The sequence below is a fragment of the Candidatus Lokiarchaeota archaeon genome (assembly GCA_014730275.1).
In the GTDB taxonomy this organism is placed as follows: domain Archaea; phylum Asgardarchaeota; class Thorarchaeia; order Thorarchaeales; family Thorarchaeaceae; genus WJIL01.
In genome coordinates this window covers 83333-108622 of the sequence record WJIL01000132.1, presented here as the reverse complement: position 1 = coordinate 108622, position 25290 = coordinate 83333, and the positions used below count along the sequence as shown (strand labels likewise).

General features: G+C 44.7%; 28 protein-coding genes and 1 tRNA gene. 13 read left to right on the top strand and 16 right to left on the bottom strand.

The features are described 5' to 3' along the window. Nucleotides 1-221 precede the first annotated feature (221 nt). Complete coding sequence (locus tag GF309_14750) at nucleotides 222-1214, top strand: ATP-binding cassette domain-containing protein (GenBank protein ID MBD3160036.1); 993 nt, start codon at nucleotides 222-224, stop codon at nucleotides 1212-1214. A gap of 3 nt (nucleotides 1215-1217) precedes the next feature. Further along, nucleotides 1218-1988, top strand: a complete 771-nt coding sequence (locus GF309_14745) for an ABC transporter permease (protein MBD3160035.1) — start codon at nucleotides 1218-1220, stop codon at nucleotides 1986-1988. A gap of 68 nt (nucleotides 1989-2056) precedes the next feature. Here GF309_14745 and GF309_14740 read toward each other — a convergent pair whose 3' ends face one another. After that, nucleotides 2057-2569: a redoxin domain-containing protein gene (locus tag GF309_14740; protein ID MBD3160034.1), complete on the bottom strand. Its 513-nt coding sequence runs from the start codon at nucleotides 2567-2569 to the stop codon at nucleotides 2057-2059. A gap of 234 nt (nucleotides 2570-2803) precedes the next feature. On the opposite strand from GF309_14740, the gene nikR reads away from it, so the two are divergent. Further along, nucleotides 2804-3226, top strand: a complete 423-nt coding sequence (nikR, locus tag GF309_14735) for a nickel-responsive transcriptional regulator NikR (GenBank protein ID MBD3160033.1) — start codon at nucleotides 2804-2806, stop codon at nucleotides 3224-3226. A gap of 18 nt (nucleotides 3227-3244) precedes the next feature. Here the strand turns inward: nikR and GF309_14730 are convergent, their stop codons facing one another. Next, nucleotides 3245-3541, bottom strand: coding sequence for a TIGR04076 family protein (locus GF309_14730; GenBank protein MBD3160032.1), 297 nt, complete (start codon nucleotides 3539-3541; stop codon nucleotides 3245-3247). 105 nt (nucleotides 3542-3646) lie between these two features. Here GF309_14730 and GF309_14725 point away from each other — a divergent pair, with 105 nt between their 5' ends. Beyond that, nucleotides 3647-4408 (top strand): hypothetical protein, encoded by a 762-nt coding sequence (locus GF309_14725; GenBank protein MBD3160031.1) that lies wholly within the window; start codon nucleotides 3647-3649, stop codon nucleotides 4406-4408. A gap of 14 nt (nucleotides 4409-4422) precedes the next feature. Here GF309_14725 and GF309_14720 read toward each other — a convergent pair whose 3' ends face one another. The 4 genes from GF309_14720 to GF309_14705 form a co-directional block, all read right to left on the bottom strand. Then, complete coding sequence (locus tag GF309_14720) at nucleotides 4423-4932, bottom strand: hypothetical protein (GenBank protein ID MBD3160030.1); 510 nt, start codon at nucleotides 4930-4932, stop codon at nucleotides 4423-4425. Between the two features lie 3 nt (nucleotides 4933-4935). After that, nucleotides 4936-6150 carry an aminotransferase class I/II-fold pyridoxal phosphate-dependent enzyme gene (locus GF309_14715; protein ID MBD3160029.1) on the bottom strand — a complete coding sequence of 405 codons (1215 nt, stop codon included), beginning with the start codon at nucleotides 6148-6150 and terminating at the stop codon, nucleotides 4936-4938. A 59-nt stretch (nucleotides 6151-6209) separates the two neighbouring features. Beyond that, nucleotides 6210-6312 (bottom strand) — tRNA-His (locus GF309_14710). Between the two features lie 67 nt (nucleotides 6313-6379). Beyond that, nucleotides 6380-7060 (bottom strand): MBL fold metallo-hydrolase, encoded by a 681-nt coding sequence (locus tag GF309_14705; protein ID MBD3160028.1) that lies wholly within the window; start codon nucleotides 7058-7060, stop codon nucleotides 6380-6382. Between the two features lie 210 nt (nucleotides 7061-7270). Here GF309_14705 and mfnA point away from each other — a divergent pair, with 210 nt between their 5' ends. Then, a complete protein-coding gene (mfnA, locus tag GF309_14700) occupies nucleotides 7271-8437 on the top strand; it encodes a tyrosine decarboxylase MfnA (protein MBD3160027.1) in 1167 nt (388 codons plus the stop codon). Here the strand turns inward: mfnA and GF309_14695 are convergent. Further along, on the bottom strand, nucleotides 8434-8784 hold the full coding sequence (locus GF309_14695) for a hypothetical protein (GenBank protein ID MBD3160026.1): 351 nt from the start codon (nucleotides 8782-8784) through the stop codon (nucleotides 8434-8436). The two genes, mfnA and GF309_14695, sit on opposite strands and share 4 nt — an antisense overlap. Nucleotides 8785-8811: 27 nt before the next feature. Between GF309_14695 and GF309_14690 the strand changes: the two genes are divergently transcribed. Beyond that, nucleotides 8812-9678: a hypothetical protein gene (locus tag GF309_14690; GenBank protein MBD3160025.1), complete on the top strand. Its 867-nt coding sequence runs from the start codon at nucleotides 8812-8814 to the stop codon at nucleotides 9676-9678. A gap of 1 nt (nucleotide 9679) precedes the next feature. On the opposite strand, the gene hypB is transcribed toward GF309_14690, so the two are convergent. Genes hypB through GF309_14675 form a run of 3 tightly spaced genes read right to left on the bottom strand, consistent with a single transcriptional unit; the run spans nucleotide 9680 to nucleotide 11290 of the window. Then, nucleotides 9680-10330, bottom strand: a complete 651-nt coding sequence (gene hypB / locus GF309_14685; protein MBD3160024.1) for a hydrogenase nickel incorporation protein HypB — start codon at nucleotides 10328-10330, stop codon at nucleotides 9680-9682. After that, complete coding sequence (locus GF309_14680; protein MBD3160023.1) at nucleotides 10327-10899, bottom strand: hypothetical protein; 573 nt, start codon at nucleotides 10897-10899, stop codon at nucleotides 10327-10329. The genes hypB and GF309_14680 overlap by 4 nt, the downstream gene beginning before the upstream one ends. Before the next feature lie 7 nt (nucleotides 10900-10906). Continuing rightward, nucleotides 10907-11290, bottom strand: coding sequence for a hypothetical protein (locus GF309_14675; GenBank protein ID MBD3160022.1), 384 nt, complete (start codon nucleotides 11288-11290; stop codon nucleotides 10907-10909). Between the two features lie 122 nt (nucleotides 11291-11412). On the opposite strand from GF309_14675, the gene GF309_14670 reads away from it, so the two are divergent. The 3 genes from GF309_14670 to GF309_14660 all read left to right on the top strand — a co-directional run bounded on the left by GF309_14670 (nucleotide 11413) and on the right by GF309_14660 (nucleotide 13531). After that, a complete protein-coding gene (locus GF309_14670; GenBank protein MBD3160021.1) occupies nucleotides 11413-11862 on the top strand; it encodes a hypothetical protein in 450 nt (149 codons plus the stop codon). A 123-nt stretch (nucleotides 11863-11985) separates the two neighbouring features. Then, nucleotides 11986-12612: a hypothetical protein gene (locus GF309_14665; protein ID MBD3160020.1), complete on the top strand. Its 627-nt coding sequence runs from the start codon at nucleotides 11986-11988 to the stop codon at nucleotides 12610-12612. A gap of 103 nt (nucleotides 12613-12715) precedes the next feature. Further along, nucleotides 12716-13531 carry a DUF1282 domain-containing protein gene (locus GF309_14660; protein MBD3160019.1) on the top strand — a complete coding sequence of 272 codons (816 nt, stop codon included), beginning with the start codon at nucleotides 12716-12718 and terminating at the stop codon, nucleotides 13529-13531. Nucleotides 13532-13534: 3 nt separating this feature from the next. Here the strand turns inward: GF309_14660 and GF309_14655 are convergent, their stop codons facing one another. Continuing rightward, nucleotides 13535-14473 (bottom strand): hypothetical protein, encoded by a 939-nt coding sequence (locus tag GF309_14655; protein MBD3160018.1) that lies wholly within the window; start codon nucleotides 14471-14473, stop codon nucleotides 13535-13537. A 106-nt stretch (nucleotides 14474-14579) separates the two neighbouring features. Continuing rightward, entirely contained in the window at nucleotides 14580-15551 is a 972-nt protein-coding gene (locus tag GF309_14650; protein ID MBD3160017.1) for a hypothetical protein, read from the bottom strand. 97 nt (nucleotides 15552-15648) lie between these two features. On the opposite strand from GF309_14650, the gene GF309_14645 reads away from it, so the two are divergent. From GF309_14645 to GF309_14635, 3 genes are read left to right on the top strand one after another with little or no spacing between them, the layout of a single operon-like run. Next, entirely contained in the window at nucleotides 15649-16158 is a 510-nt protein-coding gene (locus GF309_14645) for a hypothetical protein (GenBank protein MBD3160016.1), read from the top strand. Then, entirely contained in the window at nucleotides 16128-17000 is an 873-nt protein-coding gene (locus GF309_14640; GenBank protein ID MBD3160015.1) for a TIM barrel protein, read from the top strand. Before GF309_14645 ends, GF309_14640 begins: the two co-directional genes overlap by 31 nt. A gap of 6 nt (nucleotides 17001-17006) precedes the next feature. After that, the gene (locus GF309_14635) at nucleotides 17007-18350 is read left to right on the top strand and encodes a hypothetical protein (protein ID MBD3160014.1); all 1344 of its coding nucleotides are present in this window, start codon (nucleotides 17007-17009) and stop codon (nucleotides 18348-18350) included. Nucleotides 18351-18354: 4 nt separating this feature from the next. On the opposite strand, the gene GF309_14630 is transcribed toward GF309_14635, so the two are convergent. Together GF309_14630 and GF309_14625 are read right to left on the bottom strand one after the other, a co-directional pair. Then, nucleotides 18355-19188: a hypothetical protein gene (locus tag GF309_14630; GenBank protein MBD3160013.1), complete on the bottom strand. Its 834-nt coding sequence runs from the start codon at nucleotides 19186-19188 to the stop codon at nucleotides 18355-18357. 75 nt (nucleotides 19189-19263) lie between these two features. Further along, on the bottom strand, nucleotides 19264-20295 hold the full coding sequence (locus GF309_14625; GenBank protein MBD3160012.1) for a transcription initiation factor IIB: 1032 nt from the start codon (nucleotides 20293-20295) through the stop codon (nucleotides 19264-19266). A 248-nt stretch (nucleotides 20296-20543) separates the two neighbouring features. On the opposite strand from GF309_14625, the gene GF309_14620 reads away from it, so the two are divergent. Beyond that, nucleotides 20544-22442, top strand: coding sequence for an arginine--tRNA ligase (locus tag GF309_14620; protein MBD3160011.1), 1899 nt, complete (start codon nucleotides 20544-20546; stop codon nucleotides 22440-22442). Here the strand turns inward: GF309_14620 and GF309_14615 are convergent, their stop codons facing one another. After that, nucleotides 22443-23795 carry a hypothetical protein gene (locus GF309_14615; protein MBD3160010.1) on the bottom strand — a complete coding sequence of 451 codons (1353 nt, stop codon included), beginning with the start codon at nucleotides 23793-23795 and terminating at the stop codon, nucleotides 22443-22445. Further along, nucleotides 23796-25181: a hypothetical protein gene (locus tag GF309_14610; GenBank protein ID MBD3160009.1), complete on the bottom strand. Its 1386-nt coding sequence runs from the start codon at nucleotides 25179-25181 to the stop codon at nucleotides 23796-23798. It lies immediately after the preceding gene. Nucleotides 25182-25290 lie beyond the last annotated feature (109 nt).

Below are 25290 nucleotides of genomic sequence, written 5' to 3'. Positions count from 1 at the left end.
ACTGGGCCATGTTGGCCGTGAATACTAGCGTGCAAATGTGTATTCCCCACGCGGATTACTATTATGCAACACGTTTCTGAATTTAAATGTTGCAGGTAGATAATTTTTGCATGGAAGAAGCTAGTTTCGTTGCAACCTTGCGACATGTTTAGTAACGCGTCATCGCTAGATTGAAGAAGCACTACCTGTTCATTAACAAAACGGCTCCCGAGGGTGAAATTATGACACATGCAATTGAAGTGGAAGACCTCACGAAACGATTTGATGATTTTGCAGCTGTTGATCACATTAATTTCGAGGTGGAGGAGGGTGCTGTATTTGGTTTCTTAGGTCCGAATGGAGCTGGCAAAACAACTACAACGCGCATGCTCACAGGAATATCAACCCCAACGGAGGGAACTGCACGCATAATGGGGTACGATATACAGAAACAATCCTTTCGTGCTAAGGAGCAGATGGGCGTTGTAACTGATATCAGCAATGTATACAATGATCTTTCAGCATGGGAGAACCTCATTTTCACAGCCAAACTTTACGGCCTTCAGCGAAATGAGCGAGAAGAAAGGGCAAACGAATTGCTTGACATGTTTGGATTGGAGCAGGTTAAGGATGAGAATGTGCGTGAATTCTCGGGAGGCATGCGACGGCGACTCACCATCGCAATGGCGCTCATCAATAATGCCAATGTGCTTTTCTTGGATGAACCAACGACAGCATTGGATGTTCAGAGTGTGAGGACAATCAGGGAGCTGATAAGGGAACTAAATGAACAGGGCAAGACCATTTTCCTGACCACGCACAACATGGCAGAAGCCAATGAATTATGCACAAAGATTGCCATCATCAATCAAGGCCGAATTGGAACCATTGGCACCCCTGAGAAGCTGAAGCAAGCAATGGATAGGGTTCATTCAGTAGAGGTCGTATTTGAAGATCGCATTCCTGACCTCATTGAGGATTTGGGTGATTTGAACAGCGTAAGAGAAGCCGAAAAACGTGGTGATAAAATTCGGTTGTATACGACACAACCTTCAACTACTCTTTCTGAAGCTTTTAAGTTTGCAGAGCAACGGAATCTGAGACTGATAAGCGTCAACACCCTGAGCCCCACACTAGAGGATGTCTTTCTTGAGCTTACAGGAGAAAAAATTGTGAAAAGACAAGAAGGCAAAGGAAAAGGTCATGGAAGAGGACCACCCAAAAGGAGGAGATGATTAATGGAAAACAGAGATGGGTTACTAAATCGTATTAGAAAAGAAGCTTCACGAGCATGGGCGATAGGATGGAAGGATATTCGCGTCTACTACCTTTCACCACCAACCCTCATGTTCGGTGTGATGTTTCCATTCGCCTTGTTTTTCACATTCACAGTAGGAAGAAATCTCAGCATTGCACAAATGCTACCAGTTCTATTCTCGCAAACCGTTTTCTGGGCATCTTCCACGGTAGGGCCGGTAGTTATCCCGCTTGAACGGCGTATGAAAACCTTTGATCGCTATCTCTCAGCACCCATGTCCTTGCTTTCCGTTATTGTTGGCAAGTCCTTGGCAGGCATTGCATTCGGCCTTATGGTTTCGGTTGTACCCTTAGCAATTGGATTTCTATTCTTTTCGTTGCAAATTGCAGATATTCTCCTTTTCTCTTTGGGTATTTTGCTGTCATGCGTAGCATTTGCCGCCATGGGCATCATGTTTGCAAGCGTACCAACTGAGAATGTAGGCAACATCATGATGCCGATGAACTTCATCAGAATTCCTCTTCTCTTCATAAGCGGTATCTTCATTCCTATTGAGAGCCTACCAATTGCAGGTCAGATTTTATCTATGATTTCTCCTCTGACACATACGCTTGTGCTGGTTAGGCTTGGAATGGGTGTGCAGTCATTCCCTATTCCCCCCTCAGCAAGTGTACTGGCACTAGTACTAACTAGCCTAATATTCTTCGTAATCAGCAAACAATTCCATGAAATCAACAAGCGAAGAGAATAGCAGATACTGAGATGCAGTATGATGAATCTGTATCGACAGAGAAGCGAGGGGGTAAAGTGGGGGGGATATCACTCCAGCTTGCGTATTGTATCAAGCAGGGCGCTCATATCTGGACAGGCACCCTTCTCGCCTGAAAGCACTTCAATGTGCCTAAGGACTCCCTCTTTGTCGATTAGGAACACAACACGTTTTCCGTAACCCTTCTCTGGGACAAAGCAGTCGTACTTCAGGGTAACATCACCAAGGGGAACATAATCAGATAGGAGGGGGAAACCAAGTTCACCAATATCTTCGACCCACTCCTTGTTGGCATCCACTGAATCCATGTTGATAGCTAAAACTTGGGTGTCCAAGTTCTCAAATTGTTCGAGATGGGTTTTGTAGAAGCTTATGTAATCCTTACATGCTTCATTTAATTCACCTGGATGAAGCACAAGGAGAACGTTTTTCTCGTCCCTAAAATCAGATAGTTGAATTTCTTTACCGTTTTGATTAAGCAACGAAAAATCGGGCGCTGTTTCACCTTCATTCAAGCAAACATTCTGTTCACGCAATAGCAAATTAGTCACGTCCACATCAATTTGATATTATCATAAACACTGAACCCTTATGAATTTCACGATTGTTAATCAGTGTGTTGCATAGATTGCTTGGAATCTATTCAGGTATGGCCTAACGAAACCACAAAAAATCAGAATCAAACAAATATTCACTCAACAGAATCGTATTGTTACGACAATACGCCTTAAGTAACATAACGTGTTATTTAGTGATGGAAACATGGCAAGAGTAGAGGGATTAGGTGATTCTGAAACATGACAATTCAGAGATTTGGGGTTTCAGTACCCGAAGACTTACTGAAAGAATTCGATAAAATTGTTGAAAAGAGAGACTACGTAGGCAGATCGGAGGCAATTCGAGATGCAATGAGGCAGTTCATAGCACAATGGGAGTGGGAAAAAGAACAGGAAGGAAGAACAGCTGCGCTGAATATTGTTTACGAACATCAGCCCAGACTGATGGCAAAACTGATTGAGGTTCAGCACTCAGCAGAAGCACATGTGCTTTCAACTGTACACATACATCTGACAAAGAAATACTGCTTTGAGGTCCTCAGTATCGAAGGAAAGAAACATCATATACAACAATTGGCGGATAAGATAGCTGGGCTTCCAGGTATTGTGGCATCACAACTTTTCGTATATTCATTGGATGATGCAGAGGAGCACCACCATTAGGATAGTATTCGGAACAATCTAGTCCAAAAGTCGTTCTATCTTGAATACAACCGTGCCGCCTGGTGTGTATGGCTTACCCGGATCTAGACACTGAACGTAGTATGTATCAGTTTCATAAGAAAGACCAATTTCATGAGCAGGCACTCCAGAACGAATTGCTAGGATATAAGGCATCCATGAGGAGGAGGCCCATACACAGTATGCATCTGTCTGCTCAAGATTGAGTGAAGCACCTTCAATGATGATTTTGTCACCCTCCTCGAAGACAGGGCAGATGCCTTCTATCTCTTCAACTTCTATTTTGATTCCCTTCATGGCGATTATTAGTAATCACAATCACAAATAAACGACATGCTGGAAGTTGGGACCATGTACAAAGACTAAATACAGAAAAACGGGAGGGTTTATGGTGCATCACCAATGACCGACCCCCCGCCGCCCAAATGGATGAGCGAATCCAAGCAAATCATTGATGCAGCTCGAGATGCCGGGGCAACTCTACGTCTGATTGGTGGACTTGGTGTCCGTTCACACTGTAATGAGCTGAAATTCTGTGATCGTGAACACGGCGATATTGATTTGGCAGGCCTCAGCCGGGACTCAGGCAAAATCATCGAAATACTACAATCAATGGGGTATCGGGAAAGAAGAACGGTAACGTTCGCCTCGGGAGGGAATCGCCTCCTCTTCGAGAACAAGCAAATCGGTAATCATGTGGACATATTTTTGGACAAGCTTCGCATGGAACACGAAATAGATCTCAAGGAGCGACTAGAAACAAATGAGTATACAGTTTCAGTAAGCGATCTGCTTCTGGGTAAGCTGATTATTTACCACCTGACGGAGAAAGACTATCGGGATATTTTCACACTGCTGAAGGACCTCCAGGTTGGTGAAAGCGATGAAAAGAATATGCTCAATCTGAGATATCTTGCAAGCTTGTGTGCAAATGATTGGGGACTATACATAGATGTCCTTGCTTCCATCGAGAAATGCAAATCCTTCCTACCAAATTATGAGATGGACAAGAGAAATAGAGAAAACGTTGAGAAGAAGCTAAATCTGCTTGAAAAGCGGATAGAAACAGCTCCGAAATCTATCAGGTGGCGGATTAGGGCTTTCTTAGGTAACAAACTGCCGGTTAGGAGGAAAGTTGAGGAAGAAAATCTCAAATCAGAGTAATATTGACCGCCGGTCTATTCTTTCCAGTAGTACTCAAAATCACAGCAATCATCGCGTTCCATAAGAGTCTTTGAGCGTCTCAAACCAACATTAGGATGGATTGCAGAAGCCGCAGGAAAATCCTGTTTACAGTGAAGCAAATAGCCAATTTTCGTGGCATCAAGTTTTTCGAAAACAGTGGCATGTATGCACTGAGTAACCATGCATACCGATTTGGTGTTGTCTTCTTCTGTTATTTCAACTTCTTCAAGATTGTTCTCGTTGATATCATTAACCCATTGATGGAGTAATTTCTTTACATCTTCGAAGCTTTCAATGGGTTCTTCTAGCGATTCGACTATACTCCTAATATCCTGAACAGCTTGTTTTTCCGCCCAGTTAGAAACAATTTCATGAGCTCGTTCTTCACCAAGAGCATCTTCTAAAGCATGTACCAACGATACAAGTTTCGAGGCTATAGAGCTGAAATGCTCCTCAACAGTGATGTCCATTTTCCGTCGAAACCTGGAGTTGGCCATGTTCATCCCTCATGTGGTAATCTCTTGTATCATCTCATCAAACAAGTTGAGACCCTTCTCTAGAACTTCTCTCTCGCCACCAAAACCGATGCGCAAATACTTCTGGAAACCAAAATGTTCGCCAGGTACAATCAGTAAGTCCTTCTCTTTGCGTAGGCGCTCCACCAGCTCAAGTGAACTAAGTGGCAAATTGTGCTTCGGGAAGCATATACTTGCAGCCTCAGGCGTAACATAATCAAATACGTCACTATGAGCATCAAACCAATCCTGCATTGTTCCCCAGTTCTGACGAACAATTCGAGTAGCCCGCTTTAGAAGCCATTCTCTTTTATCGGGCTGTAATGCGATTGTTGCCAATGAATCACTAATCTTGCTTGGACAGATGGTTGTATAATCCGAGTAAGCCCATAATTCTTCAGCGTGTTCTTTATCGCAAGTAGCAACCCAGCCTAAGCGAAGGCCTGGGAGGCCATAGGCCTTTGACAGACTGTTTGTAACAAGCACTTTTTCATACTGATCGAAAAGCGTTGGTGTCAGTTCGCCATCCATCTCAGCTCCTTGGTATATTTCATCGGAAAGAATCCATATACCTGCATCCTTAGCAATATCAACGACGGGTTTCAAATCAGCCCGATTGAAAGTTGCACCCGTGGGATTATTCGGATTGCAAATAGTTATCGCCACGGTTTTAGAGCCCACTGCTTCTTTCAAAGCTTCAATGTCCAGATTCCATTGACCATTCTCCATCTTGAGATTCCACGATTTAACACGACCACCAAGAGTCCGAGTCACTCCATGAATTTGCATGTAGTTTGGTTGCATCATGATGATTTCATCAGCAGTATCAGACTCATTCAGAAAGTTCCAAATTGCAAGGAAATTGGCCTCTGCTCCACCATTTGTGACCAAAATATCTTCAGCATCTGCACCAGTGTACATTGAAGCTATTGCTTCTCTAAGTGGGATAGTACCGTTGGTCTGCGAATATCCCAAATCCATGCTAAGGAGTTTCTGTTGCTCCTTCTCAGAAATGAGCTCCTTGATACTCAGTGGTTCAACACCACTTTCAGTCAAGACAACGTCTACGATATGTTCCCACTTACTTTGAATCCTCTCAAGTTCAAATGGCTCCAGTTTCACAAGCGTCACCCGATTACTGACTATAACGTCTCGCGGTGGTATTAACCTCTTGTTATATGGAATTTCTAATGGACCAAATAACATTGGGAAAAGCAATCTACGAAATAATCTATGGCAGTGGATAAGAGGGTGAGTATGCTTGATGGGGCCGAGAGCGGGAATTGAACCCGCGGCTAGGGAGCCACAATCCCCAAGGTTGCCATAAGGCCTGCCCAATTGCAATGAGGCAGTCTACCCCATCTCGGCCATTACTAATTTTGAAAAATCTGGGAGGCTTATTATCTTATTCCTTCTTGGCAGCTGGACAGAATTCCTACCCTATTTCAACAACCATTCCATCGTAGGCGAGTTCAACATTCATTTCAGAAAATTGCTTCATTTTGCTCTTTCCCGCTTCAACATCCTCAAGCAACCATTTACCAAGATGAGTGAATATGATCCGCTCAGTGTATTCACTGAAAAAGTCTATCAAATCGGGGATACCCTTGTGACCCCACACATTACCTTTCTTGTCGCCAAATACTCGTCCACCTTCTCGAATGAAACTTCCGTCGGCAATTACAATATCCAAATCGCCGAACCTGTGATGATGCTTCTTCTCAATCCAAACCATGTCACCGGTGTAGAGAAAACGACTCTTGCCTTCTAGCAGATATGCTGTAGACTCAACAATCTTGCTGTGTATCGTTGGTATGGAGGTGACAGTAAAAGATCCAACAGTCTTTTCCTCAGAAATGACCTCAATATCGATTTCATCAGACTCCTCGGGAGCATAGATAGGTACATCAATTGAATCCACGGAGTTGTTGACAAAGAATGCATGGTCAGGATGAAGGTGAGTTATGAATATAGCTTGAGGATTCTTTTCCAAGAACTCGGATTCTCCAACATCGAGAAGGATACAACTATCAACTAGTACACCAGAATGTTTCGAATGTCTTGGAGTTTTTACGTCAGTATTCGCCCGCGTTCCTAGAAACTCTATTCTCGTCATTTTCGGCTACACCATTTAACACTCTATTCAGGTGATGGGTTTTTCGGAATACACACTGAGACGATATCAATATCAGAATAGTGGGTCCGATGGTAGTCAAACGAATTTGAAATAAACATGCTGTTCAGAGAGAGATAATCACTGCATTCCACAAGCATTATACCAAGCTATCTCCTTCGAAAAAGTGTGGTCTTCTACGGAGTAAAGAAAATGTTCGAAGAAGAAGGTCTGGATGCAAGACGGGTATTCAAGGAACTCGATGAGATACTCGAAGCAGATACAAGCTATGAAGCAGGGACCCCCATTGCTTCAATGTCATCAATTCCACATAGAATATCTTCAAGAATCATGGCCCAACATGTGCAAAGAAATCTCGGGCGCAAGCACACATTTCCGGGTTCAGCCAAAATTGAGAGAAAAGTTGTCCAGATGATTGGTGATTTGGTTCATCTTGCAAACCCGTGCGGGACCACAACCTCAGGAGGAACCGAATCAAACATTCTCGCAATGGTTGCTGCTAGGGAAACAGCCCAAGTGGACAATCCAGAAATCATTGCCCCAAAAACAGTGCATTCATCTGTGGACAAGGCTGCCTGGCTTCTGGGAATAGAACTGATCAAAACATCTGTCGATTCACAGTACAAAGCTGTACCCGAAGAAATCGAAGAATCTATCAATGAAAACACAGCGGGTATCTTCCTTACTGCTGGCACAACATATGTTGGTCAAATAGATCCAATTGATCGAATTGGGACAATTGCCATCGACAACGGACTACCACTTCACGTTGACGCAGCATTCGGAGGTTTTGTGATTCCGTTTCTCGATGATTTGGGCCTTGGAAAGTATCCTTTTGGGTTCGAAGTACCTGGTGTGACAAGTGTCAGTGTAGATCCGCACAAAACAGGGTTAGCTCCAATTCCATCCGGCTGTCTCTTATTTCGAGAAGAGAAACACCTCCAAGCCATAACAAGAAACGTTCCTTACATTCCCTTTGATTCTAAGATTCCCACTCTACTCGGTACACGTCCTGCCGCCCCAGTAATAGCAACTTGGGCAATAATGAAACACCTTGGCAGAAAAGGATACCAATCAATCGTAAAGGATTGCATGTCTGTAACAGAGCTAGCGCACGAAAGGACTAAGGAAAATCCCTATTTACAATGTGCAATCGAACCCGTGTTGAATATTCTCGGAATAACAAGCGAGAAGATAAGTATCGATGCGATTGTTAGAGAAATGGAGGAGCGAGGATGGAAAATGGGAAGTTCTCCACTCCCTGAGAGTTTTAGGATGGTTATTGTGCCGCATGTAGATGAGGAAACAGTTGATTCATTCTTCAAGGATCTAGAGGAAATCACTCAGTCCATCAACTAGATATCAACCTCATGTTTCATTTCCGTAATTTCATCCTCAAGATCGCTCACACGGTCGGACAGCTCAAGGATTTGGTTAAGTAGAACTGAGATTATGTAACCGTAATTTGCACTATAGCCTTCCTCACGGTTGATAATCCTAGCTTCTTCCAAACGCCTTGCAGCATTTGTAATAGATTGCTTGGAAAGATTTCTTTCCTTGAACCATTCGTTGACCTGGTCGCGCACATCCATTGGAGCCTGTGGTTCTCCTTGAAGAGGATCTAGAAGGCTATAGAGAACCATCAGTCCAGCACTCATCCTTGGATTCATTAACTTGGCAAATGCTAAGTCGAGATCTGACCTCAATACCACTCGCTTCCTTTAGTATTTGAGTTGCTTGCCAGAGGTAAACGCAGTACAAGTAAAAAGCTTCCTCAAATTGAAAAGAAGCCACAGGAGATTGACAATAGTAGACAAGAGGTTCCGAACGTTTACCTCGAAGGAGTTACCATAGGTCTAGGAAGCAGAAAGGTGAAAAGCCGTATCTTTCTTTCTATCAGTGAGGCTCACTCGGTGACTGATGAACTCGAGCGGATACATTTCCTGCCGGTAATCCACGTAGATAAAGCGAGTGTAGATGAGGCTCGTGAAATTGTGCATAGGGTTCAACCCGATGTTGTAGCTGTTGAGCTTGACAAACAGCGCTACAATCAGCTAATGGAGGAGAACGAGGAATTGCTTGATAAGGAAACCCCAAATCAGATGAACGTGGCAGAAGGGTTTCTGAACCAAATAGCTCTCCTTGAAAAGAGTCTAGGACAGATAACAGGATCCGGAGCAGGGGAGGAAATGAAAGCGGCTATTGAAGAAGGGAGGAAAATCGGTGCCAAGATAGCGCTGGTTGATAGACCGCTTGGGGCAATCATGAATTCCTTGGCAGAGGTACCACTTGATGAGATTTATCGCTTTGCTAGTATGGTACCAGACTTGGAGGAACTACAGTCAGAAGAAGGAGAATTTGACATCCTTGCCTTCCTAAAAGAAGAGGGTACTATTCCAGAGATGATGGAACAATTCCGGTCAGAGTTCCCGAGTTTAGCAGAAGTCTTAATCGATGAAAGGGATGAATATGTCGCCGAGGCGCTCGAATTCATCTTGAAAGATGTCGATGGTGAAATCGTGGCAGTTCTTGGGGCAGGACACATTGACGGGGTAAAAGAGAAGCTAATCGAGCTCTTGGAAAAGAAAGCTGCAGCGTGAGCTACAATTCGAGAGCCGGTATAACTTCTTGCACACCATCAGCATTCTTAGCACTTACCCGGAACACAGGAATGTTTGCATCAACTTCTCTAACATCTTTAACTAGTCCATCAACATCAAAGCCGATGGCATCAGCGAGGTCAACTTTGTTAATTACGACCATGTCAGCTCGTTTGATTGTTAGTGGATGTTTTTGAATCATATACGGTCCTTCCGTTATGCTGACAACGACTACTTTCTTCTCAACTCCAAGCGGATATCCGGCTGGACAAATCAGATTACCAACATTTTCGATGAAAATCACATCGTACTTGGACAAATCAACCTCGCGCAGGGCTACTCTAACCATTCTGGCATCAAGATGGCAAGCTGTTTCAGTATTGATTTGTACTGTATCAATACCATGAGAAGCTACTCTGTTTGCATCAATTCGTGTTGCGAGATCCCCCGCAACCATCAGAATCCTATATTTGTCAGATAGCTCATCACACAATGCCTCGATAAGCTGGGTCTTGCCAGTCCCAACCGACCCCATGATATCAAATGCTCGTACCCCGTGCTCTTCGAAAGTTCTCGTGTTTATTTCCGCTGCCTCTTCATTTGCCCCGAAGAGATCCTTGCGGATATTGATTGAAATTGTGCGTTCTTTCATCCCGTGTCATCTCGTATTTTGGACCCACTAATGTCCGTTTTAGCTTTCTCATAGATGTAATTGCCTATGATTTCGCGAATGATCTTCTCTACAAAAAGAGCAACAGCTGCCCATAATCCGGCTTGGAAAGCGTCTAGTAGAGCAAATATGATAGCCGCCTCGAATGATTCAGTGAAGAAGGCGAAAATCGTAACACTAGGAAGAAATCCACCAATAAGTGCACCACCCAAAATTACCATAATCCTATAGTGGATAGAATCCCTGTCTTGGGCTACTTGGATTACCCAACCAGTTCCAATACCAAGAAAAATATTCCCAATCATGGGCAGAAGGAATGGCTCGCCTCCAGCTATGGCACCCCCAATCCCAACAATTGCACCAACAAATACGCCTCCTGCAATACCACCTATGATGCCGCCCAGTTCTGAAAACATGAAGCCGGGAGTCAGCTCTAGAAGGCCAGCAATAACAGGTATTTTGACAAAAAGCCGGGTCCAAATACCCATTGCCGCAAGTATTGCAAGAGTTGTTAGCATAACCGTATTTGTGGTAACCTGATTTGAGGGCATTTTCCTGTTACTCTATGAGCTCGGGCCATTCGTTCAGCAAAAACCTTCTGGTCTGTTCATACCAGTTGTCCAACTGCTTCAGTATCTCATGCTTCACTGTTTCTTCAGAAACTGCACGATACAGGTAATAGTAACCACCACGTTCCAGGTGTTTTTCCTCGCGCATAACAAGCCCAGCATCAAGCAGCTTGGCCAATACCCTCTGAACAGTGCTTCTATCTCGGTCTATGCTCTCATCTGTTGCCAATTCCTCTACGCTCTTTGGTCCAGACAGGAGTGCAAAATAGACATCAATTTCATTTTCTCGTAAACCAAACGCACAACAGAGGAAATCCGAAGGGCGCTCAAAGGCTTCAGAGAAGAGACCTTCCAGCGATTTGTTCAAAGGCATAACATGGTAAATCTATAGTGAAACCAAGATAAGGGTTGTGCAACAACAAGCACAGCCGATTTGGAAAGCATAATACTGGCTTTCAAAAGAAAGGATTGAATTGCTGTCAGTGAGGTTGCATAATGGACTTTCGTAGTGTCGTAAATCCAGATAGCAGGAATCAAGAATACGAGACAAATCGAAAGGGAGAAAGCCAGAAGTGCATAAATTTGGCACCGCTCAAAGGCATGCTCGAATCAGATCCTGTACGGTCGAAAGTCCTGCGACTTCTCATCGAAGATGGAGGATGGGTCAGTACGACCGACTTGCTGAAGGCAGCTAGAAAAGCAAGACCACTCATAGGTGCAGTAACGATAGGAACAATTCTCACTAGCATAAATCAACTCGTTTCATCAAGACTTGTTCTAAGCCGTACATCACTCTCTTCAGGGATTGAGTGGGCCGAGTGGAGGTTGAACCCTGACTGGATACGGCCTACTAGGAAGCTCATTCAGATGTTGAGTAGACGTCAACGGAGACTGGATCAGGGAAAAAGAAATCAAAGAAGCCGATCTGACGACGATCATCAGTAATTGCCCTCCTTATAGACGCATTACGAAAAAGCAGTTATCAAATGTTTATCACATAGTACTCAAAAGTGAGTAGTTTATTTACATTGGGTAAACTATATATCTTGGGGGGTGGGTGCATGAAGCATGCAATCGCAGAGTCCGTCCGAGGAAAGAATTGAAGAGAATGAGGATTTTCTAGAAAGCAGCGATTTCACCCGCACAACCAAGAAGATAGCAGTTGCGGGGGTACTGGCTGCGCTTTCAGTAGCAGTAGCACCTATTGTTGCCTTCATTCCAAGAATACCTGGATGGGGAATAGCACTATTCGACCCAGTATCCATATTCTGGATTATCGCGTTTCTAATAGGTGGCTTTGCAGTAGGATTGACCAGCATGACAGTAGGAACAATTGCACTGTTTTTCTATGATCCCACCGGTCCAATCGGTACATTGCTCAAACTCATCGCGACTATTCCCATGATTGTCATACCTTGGTTAGGTGTGAAATTCGCTGGTGAGACAACTGCGGGAAAGGAACTAGGAGATGTCAAAAAATACGTCACCTTGATGCTACTTGCAACCATTGTACGGATAATCATAATGATACCACTTAATCTTATCATAGTGCCACTGTTCTTTGGGCTAGATGACACAGCCTTTCTGATTGCATATACGGTAATCCTCAACGCAGTTCAAGCATTCTGGGATGTCACCATTCCATATGTAGTAATCCATCCGACTTCCCTTTTTGATGAATTTGGCCTCTGGTAGATTGGATCCGAAAAATGATGGGCAACCCAATAATTGTTTAATAGGGAAACCTATCACTTCAAAATGACTTGGTATTCAATCAGGTATTGACGAGGTCATTTGCATGGTGAGAAGGTGTGAATTCTGTGATAGTCCCGTCCCGGCAGATGCTACTATTTGCCCAATATGCCACGAGGAAATCGCAGTAGAGACACTCGAAAGAGTTCTACCCATGCTAAAACGCCCCGAGCCATCCGACGTCAAGGCTATGGGTCCACTGAAACGCATATATGGAACAATGAGAAGACCTGCAACAACATTCAGAGACATAGCTCAAAGACCAGATACAGTTGGGCCATTCCTGATAATCATCATGAATGCACTCGTCATGGCAGGTTTCTTCTTAGCAGTATCATCCAAGTTTACAGTAAGCGTGGTTGTAAACCAGACAACGGGCAGAACTGCAGCAACCAGCATTTTGTTTACCGAAGCAGGTACGGCATTTCTAACTACAGCCCTGTTTTCAATACTACCGAATCTGTTGCTTGGAATGTTATTCCTTGTCCTTGGTTCGATTTTTGCCCATTTGGCTTTCAAGGTTACAGGAGGGACAGGTAGCAAAGGAAAGACCGTATCTATTGTTGGATACAGCATGTTTCCAGTGGTGCTCATCAGACTGATAGGGCTGATACTGGTACTGGTTTTCATACCCGCAATCAATGTAGAGAACCCGGGCGCTTGGGCTACTATCGTTCAACAGATCTACAATTCAGGGATATGGATGACCCTCGATTATCTGACCACTACATCATTTGTGTGGGTTGGATTCTTGCTAATTTTTGGAATTAGAGAAGCACATGAAACGTCTACGGTCTGGGCGTTCGTTGTAGCTGTTCTGTGCATGATTGTTCTTGGCTGGACCTTCTGGCAGGTCCATTAGGATTCATAATATGATACCGTACAGTGGAATCATCACAAATGCAATTAGACCAATAAGAGCTCCAATTTTGTCTAGAGTACTTCCTATGAGCAAGCGTCGATCATTGCTCGGACCTGTAAGAGGAGCAATTGCAGCCCCAGTAACAACTCCTGCACCCGCCAGAAGAAGGGGCCATAAATCCCAGCTAGCAAATCCTAAAAGCCAAATCAGAGAATAACAGAGAACGCCAATCATATTCAGTACTGCAGCTACCCCAGCAGCTACCCTATATCCATAAACTCTCGCAATTGTTCTAACATCCCGCAGCTTGTCACCCTCGACATCTTCAGAGCCTTTTATTGTCTCTCGGGCTTGAAGAATCATGAAAGCGGTCAGGAAGAAGAGCCATGAAGGAATCGGTATGAAGAGATGGCCTATTGTCTCACCATAGATAAAGGACCCGTAAATAACACCAAAAGCAAAAGAGAAAGCGACCATAAAATTGCCAGCCAGTCCGAGCTCTTTGACCTTCGATGCATATGCATAACCAATAATCTGGAAAACAATAACAATAATGGTACCAAGTGGGCCATTCAGCCATGCAAAAAATACACCAAGTGTACCAAGAAAGACTACATATGCCCAGGCTTGTCGTATCGTCATTCGTCCACTAGGTAATACTCGTTCAGGTCGATTTATCCGATCTACTTCCACATCAAAGATGTCATTAACAACATTCCCGGCCGCCGCTACGAAAAAGTACGTCAAATAACCGAAAAGAAACGCATCCGCAAACGAAGAAAGCGGGGTGCGAGCGGGCATCGAATTGTATCCCATGGCTATCCCGGCCAGAACTGTCAAACCTCCAATGATGCAGTTCTGGGGGCGAATAATCACCAGAAGCGCTAAAGGGTCAAATCGGTTTTCTGGATTTAGTTCGGTGGTGATACCGTCCTCAGTCATATCTGACAAGTTCTCCACTAATAGCCCGAAATTAGTTTCTGATTAAAGCTTATCGGCAGTAGGCTCTCACCCAACTGTTCTCAAGAAGATGTCAATCACTAGGCGCTTACTCCTTCCCCAGCCCCTGAATCAGGTTTTTGCCCATGTCTGTTAGTGATATCAATCCTTCTTGCAAAAGAGCAGTTAGTTTTCCCAGATTGAGACCATCACCAAGCGGTTGACCTAGTTGCAACAATCCAATCTGATTCATTTCCAGTAGTAGCTGTACTAATGCTCCCAATCGATACAGACCAAAAATACCAACGCACTTCGTCAAGGCCCGCTTAACACCCTCAACAACGCCTTTTCGAGGGTCCTCGAACTCTTTTAGTGCAGATTCTATTTCCAAGAAGGTACAGCACATCGTTTTGCTGTCCTCATCAGGCGATTCCAGGAAATGACCAGGTGCCTCAAGCAAGAAAGGGTTCGCCAAGTATCTACGAATCTTGAACTGGGCAGATTTCTCGGGAATTGAATACCATGCATCCAGATGTTGATCAGATAGAGGCTTAACCTCAAGCTTGGAATCCGCATTAGCAGGACGTAATTGGGGAGCAGGCAAGAAAGAATGCCAGCCCGGAATCATTCTCAAGCCAGGCCCATCTCTTTTGGAAGATCCTAGTTCAAGACGACGCGCACAATAATGGACAAGATCATAGATGGCATGTCTTTTAGTACCGTCAATATATACAAATATCGGCTCATAGTCGGCCTCGTGAGCTGGTACCGCCTGATAGTCCCATACATAGAGGTATTGTAGACAGGTACCGCCGCGCGGACCTGGGAGTTCTAGAACCCGCCCAAAGACATCGATAAATTCCGTTGAATTCAGAGCCTCGACAGTCGATTTCGGAATCACTTTTCCCAGTGTTTTGACCAAGGTCTGATCCCCGGTCATAACACCCTGTGTTAGAGGGAGGTGTTCTTGGAGAAGACCTTGATTGAACTCTGCCTTGATGCCGGCTTCATGATTGTTGAAAGTCATCTTGTGTGGTTTGGTTCTGACTCGGAGATGCTCACCAAATCGTTTCTCGACCATCTTTGTCATTTCCTGCGTAAATGCAATCTAGTGTGATTTCTCCTCACCCAATGACTCTTATGAGGGTTCGCTAGTCTCTTGGAAGTAGGTGGCGACCTTGGAATTTGAAGACCTCCCAAAAAAAGAGCTTCTAAAAATCATTGACGCTTATGCAAAGGCTTGGCAGGCAATGGACGGTGCCTATTTTCTAGCGCTGGAAGACAAATACGGAATGGATACAGCAATCGAAATGGACAAAGAAGCATGGAAAACATTCTCCCCTATCGAAGCAAGACGAATTATGAGAGAGTTTGATGTCGAGCCAAACGGGGGACTTGAATCGCTGAAAAAGGCCCTGGATTACAGGGTTTATGCTCGACTCAATAAGCAGTCTTCTGAATTCAAAGATGAGAATACACTTCTTTTCAAAATGCATGAGTGCAGAGTTCAAGTAGCACGAAAACGGAAAAATTTGCCTGAGTTTCCGTGCAAGCAAGTAGGCATTATCGAATATAGCTATTTTGCGGAGACTATAGATCCACGGATCAAAACTCGTTGTATTGCATGCCCACCGGATGATCATCCCGATGATTGGTATTGTGCATGGGAGTTTACGCTGGAAGAGTGATAGCGCTGAGTAGAATACGATTCGGACCTGCAGGCTATCCAGCTGAAGCCAAGGGAAAGCTCGATGAAGTGTTTCGAATCCTCACAGATGGAGGATTGAGCGCACTTGAATATGCAGCTACATACGGGCTTAGAATAGGAGAGAAGAAAGCGCTAAAGCTAGCGACTTTGGCAAGCAAACATGACATAGCAATGAGTATGCATGGAGCATATTACATCAACCTGGCATCCAAGAAAGAAGAAACACGCAAGCGATCGAAAGCTCGTTTAGTGAAAGCATTACAATTTGCACCTATGATGGGTGTGAAAAGAATAGTTTTCCACCCAGGTACCTATGGAGGATTATCTCCAGAAAAGGCATTCACCATCATTCGTGACGGAATGAAAGAAGCAATGGAGGAAGTAGGACATGAAGCTGGGGATACAGTATTAGCACCAGAGATAGCGGGTAAGAAGAACATGTACGGTTCTCCGGGACAAATCATCCGTTTATGTCAGGAATTGGATTCTACTATACCATGTATCGATTGGGCTCACCTCTATGCTCGTACTGGCGGAGATATTGGGGACAAGGACAGCTATTCGCGAGTGTTGGCAATATTCGAAGATGCACTTGGAGATACATTCACAGACAATATGCATTTCCATGTTAGTGGTATTGTCTTCGATGAAAAAGGCGAAAAAGCACACAGGCCTCTGGGAGGCGATTGGGGGCCAGACATAATGCCATTGATGGAGCTCGTACTGGAAAACGGTTACAGGCCGACTTTCATATCGGAAACACCAAACCCACTTAGGGGAGCCATGTATACAAAGATACTTCGCGATAAGTTGAGTGAGTGAAAAACAATGACCGATTACGCTTTTGTCCTCGGAAAGAATTGGACCCTTTCAATCGCAGAGCTGTTAGAGTACCTTACAGATAGAGCGATTGACTATGAAATCGTGGACTACTCACGAACCGCAATCATTCTCGACCTGCACAGGTATTTTGAACCACGTGAGCTAGGTGATATTCAGGAGGCCCTTGGGGGCTGCTATAAGATTGGCAAGGTAGTATCCAATTTCAACAAAGATCTCGCCGTCAGAGCATTTCCAGCAGAAGGGAATATCCATAGAGATGCAAGGGGTCGGCTTCGGGAATGTCCTTGGGTTGACAGGATATGGGGAAATGTCAAGGGGAAGAAAATCAAATTTGGCTTCAGCACATATCCCTTAGTGAACTATGAAAGTGACATAGATTTGAAGAAGCTCACATTAGGTCTCGATGAATGGACCAAAAGAACGTTGAGTGAGAAAGGGGCAAGAAGAGCAGTCTATTATGCGTACGATGATACAGACCCGGATAATCCCGATATGCCAAATATGGCGTTATGGCCCCAAACGGTTGCTGAACAGACGCTCTACAAGCCGCCCAACTCCGAGATACTCATCCTTCTCACAACAAACAGAATGTATATCGCAAATACAATTGTGCTCTATGACTCAATGCTTCAGAAATATCGTGATGAATCGCGGCCATATGTTGCAGCAGAAATCAGTACAAGCCCTAAGATTTGCAGGACATTGTTGAACTTGGCAGGGGCTCGTAGGGGTGATACCATACTGGATCCATTCTGTGGAACAGGCACTTTACTTATGGAGGGGGCTTTGTTAGGAATGCGGGTGATTGGAATTGAGCTGGATGGAAATACAGCACAAGGAGCACGATCGAATCTCAAGTGGCTTGGCAAGGATTTGGGAGAACACCTAGATTACAAGGTAGTCAAGGGTGACGCTAGAGACGCCAATAAGCTGATTCAAGAAACCGTAGATGCAGTCGCATTCGAACCAGAGCTCGGGCCGGTCTTCGATAATCCGCCACAACCAAAGAAGGCTAAATCTATTATTGATGACCTCATCAAGCTATACAAACAAACACTCAATGCCATCGCGACGCGACTAAGGCCCGGTGGGAGGGTAGGAATGACATTACCGGTTATCAACGCGGTAGGTAACCAAGTGAATGTTGATGTATACAGAATGACAGACGGGACACCATTTACTGTCAGAAAAATGCTTAGGCGAAGTCAGCTTGGTAGCCAAGAAAAAATCGATGACCGTGTTAAGCTCTATCCTAACAGGGAGACCCTGCCAGAACGAAAGAGGGGACAAGTAGTACAGCGAGATGTGTTGATGCTAAGCAAGAGCTAGAATTTCAGAAAAGATGCCTGATAACGTCATCAACAATGGCGTAAGTTTCCAATCGGTCTAAGTCTCGCTTTACATAGGGCATCGCATGGTCGAAAATCATCTGCTTGAATCGCTTCTCGCCCACCATTTCTCTGGTGGTGTTTGCAACCACTTGAAGGACTTCTTCGAGCGCCTTTCTAAGGGTACGATAGCCAATATTGTCTACATCTAGGCAGAATACGTCAATACCGCTCTTGTCAATCTTGATTTCTTCCAACACAGAACTACTTTCGCGCATTGGCTCGATTTCACGAATAATGCGCTCTAGCAGATTTTTTCTCTTCTCCTTGTCCTGTTCAGCTTTAAGAATCGAATGATACAAGTGACTATAGACAGATAGACAGTCCATTGCTTTCCCGGTCACCAGCCGCTCATCGCTTTGTTCATATTGGCTTACGAGTTCGTCAATGAAAGACCCGAATTCATCAAAATCTCTTGGAGTGCCATGCCAGTATTTCAATACTGTTGCAACATCTTTTCCGTCTTCTTTCATCCGGCGTTGAAACTCATCTAAAGCATACTTGAGAAGAAATCGCATGTGAGAGATCCTAGTTGATTTGGCCACAACCATGACGAACAACAGGTAATCATTCGCCACCCAAACATAGCGATTTCCTTCTGTATCGATGGTTTGCAGCTCCTCTGCAGATGCTCGATCGATGAAGGTATGAGTTGCTGAAAGAAACGGAGCAATAAGATCCATGTCAATTTCAATATCGGAGTATGCTCTGGCAACTAGATAGCGTCCGGTTTCACGTTCAAGAAGCCAAACGCCGTGTATGTCTCGTTTTGCAGGCAATATGGGCGAATCTCCGCAAGAAGCACTTCATCTTTTTCAGTCTTAAGATTATTCAGTTTGCATCTCTTCAAACTGTCATCTACTATTACCAAGAGATGAGATTTTCAGTTTTTCTACCATTTCCTTGTAGCGATTGCGGACTGTTACTTCGGTAACCCGAGCCGTTTCTGCGATTTCAAGTTGTGTTCGTCTGCTCTGTGTCAAAATGCCAGCCACATATAAAGCAGCGGCCGCCATGCCTTTCGGGTCTTTTCCTACTGTAAGATGCTTCTTCTTGGCCGCATTGAGAATGTCGATTGCTTTCTTTTGTGTTTTTCCTGGCAACCTCAAATCGGTCCCAAACCGGGAAACGTAATCATGCGGTTGGGTTATGATTTTGAGGTCTAGGTGCTGGAGAACAAGGCGAACGCAAAGACTCAACTCTTTCCTTGTTATGTGAATGTGATCGCAGACCTCTTCAAGTGGTCGTGGGACCTTATGCACTCGACAGGCTAAATATAATGATGCAGCAACCATGCCCAGAATGGTCCTGCCGCGGGTAAGGTGTTTGCGAAGGATTTTTCGGTAGATGACTGCCGAGGTTTCGCGTATAGAATACGGAATACTGAGCTGGCTACTTATCCTTGACAAGTCTGCCATAGCAACAGCAAGATTCCGCTTATTTGAGGAGTGAACCTTAGTCCGAATCTGCCACTTTCTCAATCGATGAATTTGTGCTCTTCGGGAAGAGCTAAGCTTCCTACCAGAAGCATCGATATTCTTGTGGCCAATCATTGTAGTAAGGCCCTGATCAAACTTGGTCAAGTCATTCGGGCTGCCTACACGACGACGAGCATCTCTTTCCTCCATACTGAATGCACGCCATTCAGGTCCCGTATCAATGGAATGATCGGATAGCACCACCCCACAGTTCGCACAAGTCACTTCGCCTCGTTGGTGGTCAATATGAACTTCCTTAGAATTACAGGAGGGGCAAATGTACTTGATGGCATCTGTTTTGTGGTCCAGTTCATTGGTTTTAGGGGTCACCAGTGCAATCCTCTCCCTGGCAGCCCAATATGTAGATATTGGGCTACTGCCAGAAATGCCGTTTTGTTGCAAGTGTATGTCTCAACGTATGTATCATGTAAACGCGTTCTTGATACATAGCTAATATGCGGAACCAACGACAAGCTATTCAGCTGTAATTCATAATAAACCTTTCCACAAATTATCTAGAATGATTAAAACATATCTAATTAAAATCGTTCGTAATGCAAATCAATCCATCAGAAAAATGAGAGGGTAGTTTTCAGTCAAATACTTGCAGCGCTTGATTTATCAGATAAACAGAGAAAGAAAAGCACGTGACCGAGATGAGTGTAAACCCGTGGAAATCCGCATTTGATGAAATCGTCGAAATACTCGTCAAAGTTACCCACTTGGAGGCAGAGGAAATCAGACTATCCATAGAAGTTCCTCCCAATCCGAAGATGGGGGATTTGGCTTCAACGGTTGCTTTTACTCTTGCCAAAAAGGAGAGGAATAACCCCGCAGAAATCGCGGCTAATCTTCGTAAGAAGCTCGAAGAGGAAGTTTCCAAGAATCCAATGATTCAGCGAGTTGAAACAGCTGGACCTTATACTAATTTCTTCCTTGATAACGGAGAATTCGCAAGACTGACACTAGACTCGGTTCGAACTACTGACAATCAGTATGGCATGTCCGACAAATACGAAGGAAAGCGTGCCATGATTGAGTCGCCTGCGGTGAATCCATCAAAACCCTGGCATATCGGGCACGCACGTAATGCAGTTCTGGGGGATACACTAGGAAGGGTATTAGAAGCAGTAGGGTATGATGTTGTCCAACTTGACTACATTAACGACCTCGGACTGCAAATCGCCCAGCTTACTTGGAAACTGCAGAAGATAGAAGAAAGTGAGACTGAAGAGAAATATGACCATTTCCTTGGAAAACTCTATGTAGAAGTCCAGAAGGAGTTTGAAGAGCGTGCAGATGTAGAGAAGGAGGTACGCGCCATCTCAAAACAGCTGGAGGATAGAGATTCCAAAGCATCTAAGGATAGCCTGGAGATGGTTCTTCGCTGTGTTAAGGCACAGAATGAAACGGCATACAGATTGGGGATTTACAAGGATTACAAGATTCTGGAGAGCACCATCGCCCACAGTGGATTGCTTGATGTTGCCAAGGAAATGATGCTCAAAAGCGATAGCATAATGAAGCTGGAGAAGGGAGACAAAGCAGGTTGTATTGTCGCTAAACTGGACACCATTGAAGAGTTCCAAGAGATGAAGGATCCATACAAGGTTCTCTTCCGTTCAGATGGTACAAGGACATATACGGGGGCTGACGTTGCATTCCAAATGTGGAAATTCGGTATTGTACATGACCCATTCAAATACGTGGTCTTAGAAGAGCAACCAAACGGAGAAATTGTCTACAGGACATCTTTTGAGGGAAAAGACAAGAACATGGGGAATGTGAATTTGGTTTTCAATGTCATCGGTTCAGCTCAATCACATCCTCAACGGCTGATATACACAATTCTACACCTTCTAGGCTATGACAGAGAAGCTAGTAACTCGCATCACGTTGCGTATGAGTTTGTCGGGTTAGAGGGTGCTGACTTTTCGGGACGTAAGGGAACATGGATTGGCTACACCTGTGACGATATCCTAGACAAAGCAACAAATCTTGCATTGGAAGAGGTTGAGAAACGGAACCCTGATGAAACTGAGGACTTCAAGCGAAAAGCTGCTGCACAGGTGGGAACTGGCGCTGTAAGATATCTCTTGCTAAAGGCCTCACCAGACAGGAGAATAACCTTCCGATATGAAGATGCTTTGGACTTCAATGGAGATGCAGCACCATATCTGCAATATTCACACGCACGAGCCAAGAGGATTCTTGAAAAAGCAAAACACAGACCCGCAGATGAACTGGATTACAGCAAGCTTGCATCTCCACATGAGCTGGCCTTGATCAAGAAAATAGCAAAATTGCCAGACGTTGTGCTAAACGTTGTAGAAGGGATGAAAAAGGAAGTCTGGGGTACCACATTTCAGACTAATGCGATTGCAACCTACGCCTTCGAACTAGCCAATAGATTCAGTAAGTTCTATGATGAATGTCCAGTTCTCCAAGCACCCAAACAGATGAGAAATGCACGGCTTGCACTTGTTTCAGCCTTCAAGATTACAATGGCTAATTCACTTAGACTACTTGGGATTCCAGTAGTTGATAAAATGTAACTAGCCGGAGGTGACTCGGACATCGTCTACGACAATTGAAGGAGATATCACGGACATAGTGGTTCTCACATCATTTCCAACACGAATCACCTGTGAGAGTAAATCGCGCATATTGATTCCGATAAGGGTATTCTTGAGGGGATGCTTGATTTCACCCTCTTCTACATAGAAACCCTCCATAATCATCGCGCTGAGCTCTCCAGTTGTCATATTAGGGCGATCAGCTGTATTCCTACATACAATTGCCGAGTTCATTTCTGAGATGAAATCATCGAGCGTATATCGATCCGGCTCAATTACGAAATTCGACGTTGCTATTGCTGGTGTCCCAGAGTAGGAGTCTCTGGAAGCATTCGCTGTGTTTTCTACACCTGCTCTATTGGCAGTATATGAATTATGCAACAAATTCTTCAATACACCCTCAGAAAGGACAACAGTCTTCCGGGAGGGGACACCTTCAGCATCGAAGGGGCGGCTGCTTATTCCCCCCGTGATTGTGGCATCATCAACTATCGAAAGCGTCTTTGATGCAATTTGATTTCCAATGTCATCACTAATGTAAGAACGCCCATCTTGTACTTCCTCTGCATCTATTGCTCCGCCAAAACCATATCCGATGACCCGTCCAACTGCTAACGGTGTGAAAATGACGGGCATGCGTCCTTCATCGACTGTCTTTCCACCCAACCCATCTAATGCCAATTTGCCTGCCGAGCTACCAACCCACTCAGGGTCTATATCATCTAGCGAGCGTGATATGTGATACTCATAGCTAGAATTCTGGTCGTTTTTGGCCCTAATAGTAGGAGAACTAAATAGAAAAACAGCAGTAGATTCCTCAAAGCCGGATATCCCCCAAGAATTGACAATTGCTCTTGATAGGGATGTTGCTGTAAAAGAAGCTTCAACTGCGGTCTTTGTGGATTTCGTTGTATCTAATGTAGCATCTACGGCTCTAAGGATGTATTCCGCTGCATCATCAGGCACTAGATTCTTGATTGATGGGTCGAAAGTACCATCAATACGAGGGTAGTCCTTGTCAGGAGAGGGGAGCGTTTCAAAATCGGAATCGGGTAAGGAAGCACGAGCAAGTGCTACGGATTCCTCTGCTATTTCCCGGACATCAGAAACCTCAAGATTAGTCACATAAGCAAATCCAACCTTCTTCCCAATCACTGAGCGAATACCACAACCCATGTCACGGTCATGACTTGCTGCTTTGACTGAGTTGTTTTCTACTTCAATGGAAACCGACTTAGAAGCTGCTGTATATGCCTCGGCCTGGTCGGCACCCTCTCGTTCAGCCAATTTTACCGTTTCTTCGGCGAGATGTAAAAGCTCATCCTTCTGCATTCACATTCCCCCAACTGGCACTTTCCTTATTCGAGCATGAGGTCCACCATTCATGTCTGGAACTTTCTGACCTGACTTCCCGCAAGTCCCAGCATCCATTTTGAAATCATTACCAATAGCATCAATTCTAGGGAGCATATCGAGAATTTGCCCCGCAATTGACACATCACGAACCATTGGTCCCACTTGCCCATCTGTAATCTCAAAACCATGACTTGCTTGAAACATGAATTGACCTTTTGCTGGATCAGTGTATCCGTAGTTGAAGCTACAGAGAAGTAGTCCGTTACCAGTATCTTCAATCATCTCGTCTACTTCCCACTCTCCAGATTCCATGAAGGTATTGCTCATTCGTGGAAGAGGACCATACATGAAAGACTGTGAGCGCGCGGCTCCATTCGGGTTCTTATCGAGACGAGATGCTGTCTCCAAACTATGCAGGAGTTCTGTTAGAATACCGTTCTTAACAAGCGTACGACGGGTTGCCTTAGTTCCTTCCCAATCATAATCAAACGATCCGCGCATTCCTGGTAGCGTGGGATCATCAACGATGTTTAGATTTTCAGGACCAAGCCGTTCACCTAATTTGTCTTCTAATACTGTAGTATGGGCCGGCCAATTATCTGCTTCACAGGCATGACCGAAAGCCTCGTGAATCATCACGCCATTGAGAATCGGGTCCAGAATAACATCGTAAATGCCACCCTGAACAGCTGTTGACCTTAGCATTCGTACGGCCAATTCAGCGGTTTCAGTTCCTAGAGTTTGTGGAAATTCACCCTTTAATTCTTCAAACCCTCCGCGGGCACCATATGACTTGAAAGCCGTCCTACGGTCGCCGTTTCCTTTAGCCGTTACAGAAGAGATTACTCGCGGCAAGCTGTTTTCTACGGTAACACTGGTACCAAATGAGTTTGCGACATGCAAAACACAGCTGAAATCTCCATATACCGCTCTTGAGTTTGAGATGCGGTCGTCGTAATCCTGAGCTTGCTTGTCGATACGCCGCGCAAGATCAACCTTTTCTTCGACAGGGACTTCTTGGACATCCTCAGATACATTCATCCTGCAAGTATCCTCATAGACCGGGGCATCCAGCTCGAATTTTTCCGAAGCTCGTTCCTCAATAGCTAGGGCAAGCTTGGCAACGCTTCTACCGCGCTCCTGCATTGCCTTGGGCATCAGCGTATTTACCTGGCCAAAAGCCCAAGCCCCGTTCTTGAATGCTCTAATACCAGCTCCCCGTAGCCGGGATGTGGCAGATTTTTTCGTAACGCCATTACTGATTTCGATGGTGGTCAGATGTGATTTTTCAACTCTGACATCCGCAAAATCAGCTCCGGCATGGAGAGCAGCCTCTATAGCTTCGCGGGCCAAGTCTTCCATACCGGTTTGTCATTTCTTTCGCGTTATAACTACTATGGCGCAGCAGCCTCACACCGGCTATTACTCTCGTGATACAACGGTATTTCTTGTATTCATCACCCAATAACAA